A 12,376-nucleotide genomic window follows, 5' to 3' on the forward strand; every position below is an offset into this window, starting at 1 on the left:
ATGACCGTCCTGTCGAACCGTCCCGCCAGCCGTCCTGCGAGCCGTCCCGTGGGTCGGGCGTCGACCTTGCGCGCCCCCGGCCTCGACTGGGTCCTGATGGCTGCCACGCTCGCGCTCGTCACGATCGGGACGCTGCTCGTCTGGTCGGCGACCTCGACCCGCGCCGACCTCACCGGCGGCGACCCCCACGCCTACCTCCGCAAGGAGCTGGTCAACGTCGCGATCGGCCTGGTGCTGATGGTCGCGGTGCTCGCCACCGACCACCGCTGGGTCCGCATCCTCGCCCCGCTGGCGTACGTCGCGAGCGTGGCGGGCCTGGTGATGGTGCTCGTCGCCGGCAGCACGATCAACGGGTCGCGCTCGTGGCTCCAGCTCGGCGGGATGTCGATCCAACCGGCCGAGTTCGCCAAGCTGGCCGTGGTGGTCGGCATGGCGCTGGTCGTGGCGGAGCGCACCGAGCGCCGCTGGGGCCGGGGGGTGGGCAGCCTCGAGGTGGTCGCGATGCTGGCGATCGCCGCCGTGCCCGCGGTCCTGATCCTGCTCCAGCCCGACCTCGGCACCATGCTGGTGCTCACCGCGACCGTCTTCGGGGTGCTGGCGATCGCCGGGGCCGGGCGCGTGTGGCTCGCCGGTCTCACCCTGGCCGGCATCGCGGGGGCTGCCGGCGCGGTGACCATGGGTGTCCTCAAGCCCTACCAGGTCGACCGGTTCCTCGCGTTCACCAACCCGGGCCTCGACCCGCGCGGGGCCGGCTACAACACCGAGCAGGCCCGCATCGCCGTCGGCAACGGCGGCCTGTTCGGCCAGGGGCTGTTCGACGGCTCGCAGACCCGCTCGGGGTTCGTCCCCGAGCAGCACACCGACTTCATCTTCACCGTCGCGGGCGAGGAGCTCGGCCTCGTCGGCGCGGGCCTGCTGATCCTGCTCCTCGCGGTCGTGATCTGGCGCGCGCTGGCGATCTCGGCGCAGGCCGACGACCTGTTCGGCCGGGTGGCCGCCGCGGGCATCGCCTGCTGGTGGGGCTTCCAGGCCTTCCAGAACATCGGCATGTGCCTCGGCATCATGCCCGTCACCGGCGTGCCGCTGCCCTTCGTCTCCTACGGCGGCAGCTCGCTCTTCGCCGGCATGCTCGCCCTCGGCCTGCTCCAGAACATCCACCTCCGCTCGGCCGGCCAGGTCCGTCGCTGAGTAGGCCGCACCACCGCCCGGGACGTAACCTTGAGGGCCGGTGCTGTCGTTGCGCCTGGCTTCTCCGGTCCACACCATGCCCCTAGCCCTGTCGAGGTGAGCTGTTCATGTCCGTCGCGTCGGTCTTCCCGCGCCTGGAGGCACGTCTGCCGTCGGTGCAGAAGCCCATCCAGTACGTCGGCGGCGAGCTCAACTCCGTCGTCAAGGACTGGGACTGCGCCGCGGCTTCGGAGACGGGCGGCCCCACCGTCCGCTGGGCGCTGATGTACCCCGACGCCTACGAGGTCGGCCTGCCCAACCAGGGTGTCCAGATCCTCTACGAGGTCCTCAACGAGCGTGACTGGATCCTCGCTGAGCGCACCTACTCGGTGTGGCCTGACATGGAGAAGGTGATGCGCGAGGGCGACGAGCACGGCCCGATCCCGCAGTTCACCGTCGACAGCCACCGTCCGGTCGGGGCGTTCGACCTCTTCGGCCTGAGCTTCTCCACGGAGCTCGGCTACACCAACATGCTCAACGCCCTCGACCTCGCCGGGATCCCGCTGCACGCGGCTGACCGCGGCGAGGACGACCCGGTCGTGATCGCCGGCGGCCACGCGGCGTTCAACCCCGAGCCGATCGCCGACTTCATCGACGCCGCGGTCCTCGGCGACGGCGAGGAGGTCGTGCTCGCGATCTCCGACATCGTGCGCGAGTGGAAGCTCGAGGACCGGCCCGGCGGCCGGGACGAGCTGCTGCGCCGCCTCGCGGTGACCGGCAACATCTACGTCCCGCGCTTCTACGACGTGGCCTACGCCGCCGACGGCGCCATCGAGGCGGTCGTGCCCAACCGTCCCGGCATCCCCTTCCGCGTCCGCAAGCACACCCTGATGGACCTCGACCAGTGGCCCTACCCGGCCAACCCGCTGGTGCCGCTGGCCGAGACCGTGCACGAGCGCTTCTCCGTGGAGATCTTCCGCGGGTGCACCCGCGGCTGCCGCTTCTGCCAGGCCGGCATGATCACCCGCCCGGTGCGCGAGCGGTCGATCAAGACCATCGGCGACATGGTCGAGAACGGCATCCGCAAGTCCGGCTTCGAGGAGGTCGGCCTGCTCTCGCTGTCGAGCGCCGACCACACCGAGATCGGTGAGGTCGCCAAGGGCCTCGCCGACCGCTACGAGGGCTCCAACGTCTCCCTGTCGCTGCCGAGCACCCGCGTCGACGCCTTCAACATCACCCTCGCCAACGAGTTCTCCCGCAACGGCCGGCGCTCGGGCCTCACCTTCGCGCCCGAGGGCGGCTCGGAGCGGATGCGCAAGGTCATCAACAAGATGGTCAGCGAGGAGGACCTGATCCGCACGGTCGCGGCGGCGTACTCCCACGGCTGGCGCCAGGTGAAGCTCTACTTCATGGTCGGCCTCCCGACCGAGACCGACGAGGACGTGCTCCAGGTCGCCGACCTCGCCAAGCGCGTGATCGCGACCGGACGTGAGGTCTCGGGCCGCAACGACATCCGCTGCACCGTCTCGATCGGCGGCTTCGTGCCCAAGCCCCACACGCCTTTCCAGTGGGCCGCCCAGCTCGACCACGAGGCCACCGACGAGCGGCTGCGGCTGCTGCGCGAGGTCGTCCGCGAGGACAAGAAGTTCGCCCGCGCGATCGGTTTCCGCTACCACGACGGCAAGCCCGGCATCGTCGAGGGCCTGCTCTCGCGCGGCGACCGTCGCGTCGGCCGCGTCATCGAGCAGGTGTGGCGCGAGGGTGGCCGATTCGACGGCTGGAGCGAGCACTTCTCCTACGACCGCTGGATGGAGTCGGCGGCGACCGCGCTGGCCGGCACCGGCGTCGACGTCGACTGGTACACCACCCGCGAGCGCGACTACGACGAGGTGCTGCCCTGGGAGCACCTCGACTCCGGCCTCGACAAGGACTGGCTGTGGGGCGACTGGGAGGACGCGCTCGCGGCCGCCGACGGCGCCGACATCGAGATCGAGGACTGCCGCTGGACGCCGTGCTACGACTGCGGCGTGTGCCCCGAGATGGGCACCGAGATCCAGGTCGGGCCGACGGGCCAGAAGCTGCTGCCCCTCAGCGTCGTCTGACCTCCGGGACGGGCGCCGACCGGTGTCCCGCCGGGCTGGGGAACGGTCGGCACCCTGAGGGAACCGAAACAGGTGCGGTTGGTTCCCCAACCCCTCCGGGTCGCCGTGGCACAATCCCCGCTCGTGCTGCACCTCCTCGACCTCGGGACCCGGAAGTTCTGGCGGCTCACCGGCCGTGAGGTCGACCTCGACGGTCCGGAGCGCTGGCTGGACGCGCCGATGAGCGGGTCGTCACGCGTCACCACCGCGTGGCTCGAGGCCGAGGCCGCCCGGCACGGGGGAGCGATCGGCCCGCAGGACGACGAGGCCGGACTGCTGCCGTCGATGGGCGCGCTCGACGGTCCGGGGTTCGACTCGCGACGGCTCCGCCCGGAGGTCCGCGACTTCTACGAGCGCACGTCCGCCTGGCAGATGGAGGTGTGGACCGGCTGGTCGCCGCTGTTCTGGCCCGGCGGCGAGCTCGTCTCGCGGCTGTGGGGACGGCGCGTCGAGCAGCTCGCGCTGCCGATGCGGCCGCTCGACGTCGCGCGCGGGATGGACAGCCGGGTGACGCCGATCCGCGACGGCACCGGCACCCAGGTCGCGGCGGCGTGGACCCGTACGCTCCGCGGCAGCGGTCGGCCGGTCTTCAGCGGCGCCTACTCCGCTCGTACGCTCCCCGGCGCGGCCGGTCCGAGCGTCCACGTCGCCTTCCCCCTCGAGTCCGGCAACGTGCAGGTGTTCCTCCGGCCCTCCGTCGTCGGCGACTGCGGACTGCTGCTCGAGTCCCCGGCCGGTCGCTTCGGCGAGGACGGGGCGTACGTCGTGGTCCGCGACGGCGGTGGCACGTACGCAGCCCGGGTGCCGCTGCACGAGACGTTCCACATGTACGTCGACGAGCACGGCGTCCTGCGCACCGACCACGCGCTCCGGCTCTGGGGCGCCTCCGCCGTCCGGCTGCACTACAAGCTGGACCGTGCCGGGTGAGCCTGCACTCCTTCCACCTCGCCGAGGTCCCGCGCGTGGTCGGCGCGCGTGCGCTGCTGCGCCCGCCCGGGCGCACGGTCGACGGGCTCGACCACGCCGAGTGCCTGTCCCTGATGCGGCTCGGCGCCCCGACCGTGTCACCCGAGCGCCTGCAGCTGCGCCGGCTGGCCGTCTTCGCGCAGTGGCGCGACGAGGCGGCGCTGGAGCGCTTCCTCGCCGACGACCCGCTCGGCCGCTCGCTCGCCGGGGGCTGGCACGTGCGGCTGGAGTTCCTGCGCCGGTGGTCGACGCTCGCCGCGCTCTCTGGCCTGCCGGTGCGGGCGGGCATGTGGGACCAGGACGAGCCGGTCGTCGCCGTCACCCTGGCGCGGATGAGACTCCCGGAGGTGCCGCGGTTCCTCCGTCACGGCAAGCCCGTCGAGCGGCTCGTGCGCGACCACCCGGGCGCCACGCTCGCGCTGGCCGCCGTACGACCGCCCCGCACGATCTCGACCTTCTCCGTGTGGCGCAGCGTGCGCGAGATGGAGGAGATGGTGCACGGGCGCTCGGACGTGCCGGACCCCGCGCGCCACGCCACCGCGATGGCCGAGCGGGAGCGCCGCGACTTCCACCACGAGTTCGCGACCTACCGGTTCCGGCCACTGTCGGAGCACGGCGCGTGGCAGGGACGCAGCGGCATCGTGCCGGCCCGGTAGGGGGTCGCTAGAGTGCGGCGCGTGAGCGAGCCGGACCTGGAGACCCTGCGCGACGAGGTCGACCTGCTGCGACGCGAGCTGGCAGCCGTGCGCGCGGAGCAGGAGAAGTGGGGCGAGCGCGAGGCCCGCCTGCGCAAGTCCCGCGACCGCGCCGCCAAGGCCGCCGAGACCCTGTCGGCGCTGCTCGCGGAGCGGTTGCGCGGCGAGACGGCCGTGGCGGGCGCTGGCGAGCGGTCGTGGTGGAAGCGTGGCTCGACGAGCGTGACGGCCGAGGAGGCCGGGCAGCTGGAGCTCATCCGCCAGTCGCCGCTCTTCGACGCCGCCTACTACCTGCGCAGCCACCTCGACGTGGCCCGGCGCGGAGAGGACCCCGGTGTCCACTTCCTGCGCCACTGGGACCACCCGTTCCGCAAGCCCAGCGAGGCCTTCGACATCGCCCAGTACGTCCTCGACCACCCCGAGGTCCTCGTCGAGCGGGTGAACCCGCTGGTGCACTTCCTCGCCTCGGCCGAGTCCGACGGCGCCGACGCCTACCCCCCGGCGAGCCGGTGACGGGCGGCGTGCAGCCGGAGGGCAAGGGTCGGCTCGAGGATCGCCTGGCCGAGCGGCGCGCCGTCGTCGCGGACTTCGACGACCGCTGGGCGGGCTTCGTCCGGCGCTGGCGTCGCGCCGCCGCCGACGGCCCCGAGGCGGCGCAGGCACTCGTCGAGGAGGTGCTGCGCGACGGGCTGCCGGAGGGCGGTGCCGTTGGTGCGCAACCACCCGAGCGGGTCCGCGTCGCCGCCGCCCGTGCCGTGGTGGCCGCGAGCGGCTTCCTCGACGCCGACGCGTACGCCGTGCGCCACCGCCTGCGACGCGGCACCGACCCCTACCGCCACCACGTCGAGACCGGCTGGCGCCTGCTGCAGAACCCCAGCCCGCGCTTCGACCTCTGGTCCTACTGGGTCGACCACCTCGACCCGACCACCGACGGTGCCGACCCGCTCCTGCACTGGCTCGTGGTCGGTCGCCACCTCGGCTGGGGCCCGGTCCCCGAGCCGGCGCCCGAGCGGACCCCGACGCGGCCGCCTGCCGGCACGACCCCCCGCCGTCTCTGCCTCTTCGCGGCCTACGACGCGGACGGGGTCGTCGACGACTACGTCGTGACCTACCTCCGCGAGCTCTCCCGGCACGCCGACGTCTACTACCTCGCCGACGGCGTCCTCGAGCCCGGCGAGCTCGACAAGCTGGCCGACGTCACGGCCGGGGCGTGGAGCGTCCCGCACGGCGCCTACGACTTCGGCTCGTTCTCGATGCTCGCCCGCGACCTGGTCGGCTGGGACGTCGTCGACTCCTACGACGAGCTGCTCCTCGCCAACGACTCGTGCTTCCTGCTGCACCCGCTCGACGACGTGTTCACCACGATGGACGCCCGTGCCTGCGACTGGTGGAGCCTCCAGGCCACGTCGATGGAGCACGACGAGAACTACTTCCGCGACGACTCGCCCATCCCGCTGGCCGAGGCCAAGCGGCGGTTCATCGGTCCGCGGCACTTCAGCGACGTGCGCTACCTGCACCTCAGTTCCTACTTCCTGGTGTTCCGTCGGCCCGTGGTGGCCGACGAGGGGTTCCGCTGGCGCCTCGACACGGTCGTCCCGCAGGAGGCCAAGGGCCTCGTGGTGCACAAGTACGAGATCGGCATCAGCCGCCACCTCACCGACGCCGGCTACGACTTCGACACGTGGCTGCCGGACCTCCAGCCGTTCCACCCGCTCTACTCCCGGCACGTGTTCGACCTCATCGGGCGAGGCTTCCCGTTGGCCAAGCGCAACTTCCTCGGGGAGAACCCGCGCCGCGCGCCCGACGTCGGCCGGTGGCGCGAGCACCTGCGCGAGCTCGCCCCCGGGGCGAGGGTCGAGGAGATGGCGGCCAACATCGACCGGGTCACCGATCCCGCGCGGCTGCACGACGCGTACGACGTCGTCCAGGATCCCGCGACGGGGCGCCGGACCGTACGCACCTCCGCACTGGCCGGCCACCCCTTCCGACGGATGGACCGCGAGACGCCGTCGTTCGGCCACTGGTGGGCCTTCGCGGCCGGTCCGTCCGGCCGGCTGGACCCCGGCGTGCGGGCCGTGTTCGAGGAGGTCAGGCACGACCCGACCGTGCGCAAGGTCGTCCTGACCCGCACCCGGGCCCTGCGCGACGACGTGACCGGCAGCAACGTGACCGTGGTCCCGATCGCCACCCTCGACGGCCAGGAGGCCGTGGTGCGGTGCGGCGTGATCGTCGTCGCCGACCCGCTCGACGCCGCGCTGCCGCACGCGCCGCTGCCCGCCCGGCACCGCATCGTCCACGTCGGCGCGCCGTGGGCGCCCGGTCGAGCAGCGCCGGGCCTCGGCGCCGTCGACGCGGTCGCGGTGACCTCCGACCACGAGGCCGCATCTCGCCGGGTCGCCGACCCGCACCTGGGCGGGGACGACGTGTGGCTGACCGGTCTCCCTCGCCACGACCTGCTTCTCGCCGAGGTGCTGCCCGACGACCTGGCGAAGGTCGAGGCGCGGCTGCGGGCGCGGCTCGAGGGTCGCCGGCTGGTCGTGCTCAGCGGCGACCGGCCCGCGACCTGGTCACCGGACGACGTGGCGCTGCTGGGCGACTGGGCGCGCAGCGCCGGGGTGGTCCTCGGTGTGCGCGAGGAGCGCCCGGACACCCCGACAGGGCTGACCCGGGCGCTCGGGCCGCTGGCCCCGATCGGCCTCAGTGACCGCAGCGTCCTGAGCGCGGCGGTCGTGCTGCGGGCCGCTTCGGCGGTCGTCGGTGGCTCCCCGGCTGGCCTGCTCGACGCCCGCGCGGCCGGGCACGCCCACGTCGTGCACCGTCCGGGCGACCCGGTCGCACGACTCCTCGAGGACCTGTCCGCCGCGGCCGCCGCGGGCTGGCAGGCCCCGCCGGGCTCGTCCGACGACGTCGTGCGGCTCGACGGCGGTGCGACGCGACGCTTCGTACGCCGGGTGCGCGAGCGCGAGCTCGAGCGGCTCTGAGCCGCCTCAGTCCGTCCCGAGCGAGGCTTCCTCGGCCGCCCACTCGTCGACCGGCAGGTAGGTCCGCTTGAGCGCGAGGACGACGCGCTCGGCGGCGTGCCCGTCGCTCGCGGGGTGCAGGGCCTGCCCCCAGGCGACGTAGCCCTCGTCGGGGCCGTGGGCGAGAGCGGCGTCCAGGGCCACCCCGAGGTCGCGCCCCGCGATGGACGCCAGCGGCAGACCGGCTGCCTGCGCCTGCTCCGTCGGGACGATGCTGACGGCGGGGCGCCCGAGCACCGCCCAGTCGGCGAGGTCGGCCGCGGAGCCGGAGACGAGCACGTCGGCGACGCGCCACGCGGTCTCCGGGTGCACCGGGAGCGGCGTCTTCGCCGGGTCGGAGACGAGGGTCTCGTCCGACAGGTCGAGCAGGGGCTCGGGCAAGGTGGCGCCGGCGCCGGTCCCGGGGCGTACGGCCACCGCGACGTCCGGGTGTGCGTTCGCCCAGGCGACCAGCACGGGGAGGTCGAGCATGCGGTCCCACGGCTCGACGACCACCAGCCGGCGGCCGGAGAGGACCCAGCGCAGCCGCTCGAGCTCGCCGCGATGGGCCGGGGCGAGCGCGGCCTCGTCCGCCACGAGCAGGTCGATGCGCGGCGAGCCGACCTCCCAGACGCCGTCGGGGTCGAGCCTGGGGAGCTGTGCGGCCGCCTCGGCGCCGGGCGTGCCGGAGACCACGACCACCCGCGTGAGGGCGTCGTCGAGCTCGACGGCGCCGGCGTCGCGCAGCCCCCAGGTGTCGCCGCTGCCGTCGAGCCCGACGTCCGGGGACGCCAGGCCCGTGGGCCGACCGAGCTGGAGGAAGCGGTGGTGGCGCGGCGACAGTGGGTGGTTGACGTCGCTGCGGGGGCCGACCGAGGTGAGGATGGTGCCCATCCGCAGGCCGTACATCTGGCCCGGCGGGCTCTCGGTGGCCACCCGGACGACGTTCTGGCCGGAGACGTCCAGCGGGCGCGAGCCCTCCAGCACGATCTTCTTCACCGAGGGGTCGTCGCGCACGGCGTCGAAGACGGCACGCACCGCGCCACTGAGCAGGCCCGTGCGCGGGTCGACGGGGAAGCCCCACCAGTGGTCGAAGGAGGGGACCCACCGGTCCTCGTCGGGGAAGGTCTCCGAGCCGAGGGGCTCGGGCAGCACGGCGGCGCCGTCGGGTCCGGACCGGATGGCGAAGCTGCGGTGCAGGCTCCAGGCGGGCGCGATGCGGCGCAGGTTCGACTCCATCGCGTCGACGTCGGCGTCGGGGACGTGCTCGAGCACCCGCTGCTTCCACAGCCGCAGGTCGGGGGCGGAGAAGGGGTTCTCGTAGAGGAACTGCCGCTTGAGCAGCGGGAAGCCCTCGGCCATCAGGTCGAAGGCCGACGCCCGGTAGACCGGGTGGTAGGGCAGGATCCCGTCGACGAAGGTGGCGAGGTGGTAGCCGCTGAGGATGAGGTGGCGGGAGAACCCGATCTCGTACTTGAGGATGATCGCGGTCTTGTCGCGCTGCTTGGCGACGGTCTCCAGCCGGCGGCGGAACTCCGGGTCCTCGAGCACGCGTCGGCGGTAGACGAGGAAGTAGGAGCCGACGTGGATGAAGTCGGAGTAGCGCCAGAGGTCCTGCTGGCGCATCTGCTCCTCGACGTCGTCGAGCGAGAGGGGCCGGCCGAGCGCCTCGTAGTCCTTGATGCCGAAGTCCTCGTAGGTGGCCTGCAGACCCCACCAGTCGCACGCGGTGGCGTCCATCTTGGCGAAGACGGTGTCGAGCGGCTGCACGAGCCAGCACGAGTCGTTGGCCAGCATCATCTCGTCGTACTGGTCGATGACGTCCCAGCCGACGAGGTCGGTGGCGAGCATCGAGTAGGAGCCGAAGTCGTAGCGGCCGTGGCGCACGGCCCACGCGCCCTTGGTGTAGGGCGCGAGCTTGTCGAGCTCGCCGTCCTCGAGCTCGCAGTCGGCGAGGTAGTAGATGTCGGCGAACCGGCTGAGGTCGGCGAGGTAGGACACCACGGTCGGGTCGACGATGCCGTCGACGTCGAAGGCGGCGTACAGGCAGACCCGTCGCGGTGAGTCCGGGGGCGTGCTCGGGGCCGGCAGCACCCGCACCTCCGGGAGCGTGGCGAGCCCGTGGCGCCGCCCCTCGAGCGCGTAGTGGACGACGGGGTTGACCTCGTCGTCCTCGGGGTCGAGGTGGGCGTTGGTGTAGTGCCAGAGGTCGAAGCCGGGGGAGGGGTGCCGCATCTCGTGCCAGCCGCGCTCGGCGAAGTGGATCGCCTGCTCGGGACCGGTGCACAGGTGCCAGCGCAGGTCCGGGTTGTGCCACATGTAGCCGAACTCGTCGAACTCCCCGCTCGCGCGGATGACGGCCACCTCGGCGGCGAGGACGGCGTCCCGGTCCGGGGTGTCGGTCGGCTCACCCTCGGGGAGGCCGTGCGCCATCGCGTCCTCGACGAGCCGGGTGCGCTCCTCGGGAGACGCGGCGGCCCAGCGGGGGACGAACGCGCGCCAGCGCGAGGTGAACTCGGCGAGGTCCAGCATGCCCGTCACAGGTGAAGGTCGCTGGCCGGGGACGCGGTGGCGTCGTCGTCGCGCGTCTCGCCGAGCCGGTCGTGGCGGATCGCGTGGATCAGGGCGGGCAGGCCCGCGCCGGCCGCGTCGGGATGGCGTTCGAGGTAGCCGGCGGTGCTGAACGACGGCCCCGGGTCGAGCCGCTTGGCGTTGCCGTGGCGTACGTAGTGCAGGGCGGGGCTCAGGCCCGTGCCGACGGCCTTGGGGTGGGTGCGCAGGTACCACCCGCCGTCGAAGGCGGTGCTCGCCTCGACCTCGCGCACCAGGTCGGCCTCGGGGTCGGCCGACGAGCGTCGTCCGACGAGGCGGCCCACGCCGGAGCCGCGCGACTCCTGGGCGGTCCAGTAGGCCTCCGACAGCGTGGTCGCGAGGACGTCGGAGAGCGTGTCGACCTGGTCGCGCAGCCGCGCCCGCTGGCGCCGCGCCCGCTGCAGGGCCTCCTTGGTGTGCTCGAGCTCGATCTGCCACCACTTCAGCTCGCGCCCGGACTGCCGCAGCGCCTTCTCCGCGCGGGCGAGCCTGGTGGTCGCGTCGGTCTCGTCTCCCCGGTTCTCCACGGGGCAGCACCCTACCCTCGGCGCGCAGTACCTATGCTGTCGCCCGACCTCGCACCAGCACCTTGGAGGACCCCAGTGGCCGACACCTTTGACCACGTCGTCGTGGGCGGCGGCATCGTGGGAGCCGCGACCGCGTGGACCCTCAGCCGACGCCACCCCGACCGGCGGGTGCTGCTGCTCGACAAGGAGCCCGAGTTCGGGCGCCACCAGACGGGCCACAACAGCGGCGTCATCCACTCCGGCATCTACTACACGCCCGGCAGCCTCAAGGCCGACCTGTGCCGAGCCGGCGCGACCGCGACCGAGCAGTTCGCCGAGGAGCACGGGATCCCGTGGCGGCGCATCGGCAAGCTCCTGGTCGCGACCGACGAGCGCGAGCTCGCCGCGATGCAGGCCCTGGCCGAGCGGGCCGCGGTCAACCAGATCGAGGCCACCGTCCTCTCCGGCGCCGAGCTGCGCGAGCGCGAGCCGCACGTGGCGGGCCTGGGTGCGCTGCACGTCGCCGCCACCGGGATCACCGACTACGGCATGATCAACCGCCGCCTCGCGACCCTGGTCGAGGACGCCGGCGGGACGCTCATGCGCGACACGCGGGTGCTGGGGATCCGCGAGACCGCGCAGGAGGTCGTCCTGACGACGAGCCGCGGGGACGTACGCGGGTCGCACGTCGTCTTCTGCGCGGGCGTGCAGGCCGACCGGGTGGCGGCGATGGCCGGCCTCGACGTCGACTTCGCGATGGTGCCCTTCCGCGGCGAGTACTACGACGTACGCCCCGAGCGGGCCGACCTCGTCGACACGCTGGTCTACCCGATCCCCGACCCGGAGCTGCCCTTCCTCGGCGTCCACCTGACGCCCACGGTGGACGGGGGCCTCAACGTCGGACCCAACGCCGTCCTGGGCCTCGCCCGCGAGGGCTACCCGAAGTTCTCCTTCGACCGCCGCGACTTCCGCGACATCGTCACCTTCCCCGGCATGTGGCACGTCGCGCGCGCCAACGTCCGCACCGGGGCGCGCGAGATGCGCAACTCGCTCTCCAAGCGCGGCTACCTCCGGCTGTGCCAGAAGTACTGCCCCGACCTGCGCCTCGAGGACCTGACGCCCCGGGAGGCCGGCATCCGCGCACAGGCGGTGATGCGCGACGGGTCGTTCGTGCACGACTTCCTGATGCGCGACACGCCGCGCTCGCTCCACGTGGTCAACGCACCGTCACCGGCTGCCACCTCGGCGCTCCCGATCGCGTCCCTGATCGTCGACCGGGTGGACGGCGTCCAGGGCTGACCAGAGGGGCC

The 12,376-nt window shown here is 73.2% G+C and carries 9 protein-coding genes; 7 read left to right on the plus strand and 2 right to left on the minus strand.

The features are described from left to right. The 6 genes from rodA to AC57BS_RS06520 all read left to right on the plus strand — a co-directional run bounded on the left by rodA (nucleotide 1) and on the right by AC57BS_RS06520 (nucleotide 7,950). A complete protein-coding gene (gene rodA / locus AC57BS_RS06495) occupies nucleotides 1-1,188 on the plus strand; it encodes a rod shape-determining protein RodA (protein WP_496411254.1) in 1,188 nt (395 codons plus the stop codon). 107 nt (nucleotides 1,189-1,295) lie between these two features. Next, on the plus strand, nucleotides 1,296-3,269 hold the full coding sequence (locus AC57BS_RS06500) for a TIGR03960 family B12-binding radical SAM protein (protein WP_496410624.1): 1,974 nt from the start codon (nucleotides 1,296-1,298) through the stop codon (nucleotides 3,267-3,269). A 123-nt stretch (nucleotides 3,270-3,392) separates the two neighbouring features. Next, nucleotides 3,393-4,235 carry a hypothetical protein gene (locus AC57BS_RS06505; RefSeq protein ID WP_496410625.1) on the plus strand — a complete coding sequence of 281 codons (843 nt, stop codon included), beginning with the start codon at nucleotides 3,393-3,395 and terminating at the stop codon, nucleotides 4,233-4,235. After that, nucleotides 4,232-4,930 (plus strand): hypothetical protein, encoded by a 699-nt coding sequence (locus AC57BS_RS06510; protein WP_496410626.1) that lies wholly within the window; start codon nucleotides 4,232-4,234, stop codon nucleotides 4,928-4,930. Before AC57BS_RS06505 ends, AC57BS_RS06510 begins: the two co-directional genes overlap by 4 nt. A gap of 21 nt (nucleotides 4,931-4,951) precedes the next feature. Then, nucleotides 4,952-5,482: a hypothetical protein gene (locus AC57BS_RS06515; protein ID WP_496410627.1), complete on the plus strand. Its 531-nt coding sequence runs from the start codon at nucleotides 4,952-4,954 to the stop codon at nucleotides 5,480-5,482. Beyond that, nucleotides 5,479-7,950, plus strand: a complete 2,472-nt coding sequence (locus AC57BS_RS06520) for a rhamnan synthesis F family protein (protein WP_496410628.1) — start codon at nucleotides 5,479-5,481, stop codon at nucleotides 7,948-7,950. The genes AC57BS_RS06515 and AC57BS_RS06520 overlap by 4 nt, the downstream gene beginning before the upstream one ends. Before the next feature lie 6 nt (nucleotides 7,951-7,956). Here the strand turns inward: AC57BS_RS06520 and AC57BS_RS06525 are convergent, their stop codons facing one another. Beyond that, complete coding sequence (locus AC57BS_RS06525; protein WP_496411255.1) at nucleotides 7,957-10,500, minus strand: rhamnan synthesis F family protein; 2,544 nt, start codon at nucleotides 10,498-10,500, stop codon at nucleotides 7,957-7,959. 5 nt (nucleotides 10,501-10,505) lie between these two features. Continuing rightward, nucleotides 10,506-11,087, minus strand: coding sequence for a hypothetical protein (locus AC57BS_RS06530; RefSeq protein WP_496410629.1), 582 nt, complete (start codon nucleotides 11,085-11,087; stop codon nucleotides 10,506-10,508). 75 nt (nucleotides 11,088-11,162) lie between these two features. Between AC57BS_RS06530 and lhgO the strand changes: the two genes are divergently transcribed. Continuing rightward, nucleotides 11,163-12,365: an L-2-hydroxyglutarate oxidase gene (gene lhgO / locus AC57BS_RS06535; RefSeq protein ID WP_496410630.1), complete on the plus strand. Its 1,203-nt coding sequence runs from the start codon at nucleotides 11,163-11,165 to the stop codon at nucleotides 12,363-12,365. Nucleotides 12,366-12,376 lie beyond the last annotated feature (11 nt).

This window comes from Nocardioides sp. BGA-UO-ETr-FS32 (assembly GCF_059567905.1).

Excerpts from the sequence above, each read along its gene's own strand:
- rodA (WP_496411254.1), top strand. The coding sequence starts at position 1 with ATGACCGTCCTGTCGAACCGTCCCGCCAGCCGTCCTGCGAGCCGTCCC.
- AC57BS_RS06500 (WP_496410624.1), top strand. The coding sequence starts at position 1,296 with ATGTCCGTCGCGTCGGTCTTCCCGCGCCTGGAGGCACGTCTGCCGTCG.
- AC57BS_RS06525 (WP_496411255.1), bottom strand. The coding sequence starts at position 10,500 with ATGCTGGACCTCGCCGAGTTCACCTCGCGCTGGCGCGCGTTCGTCCCC.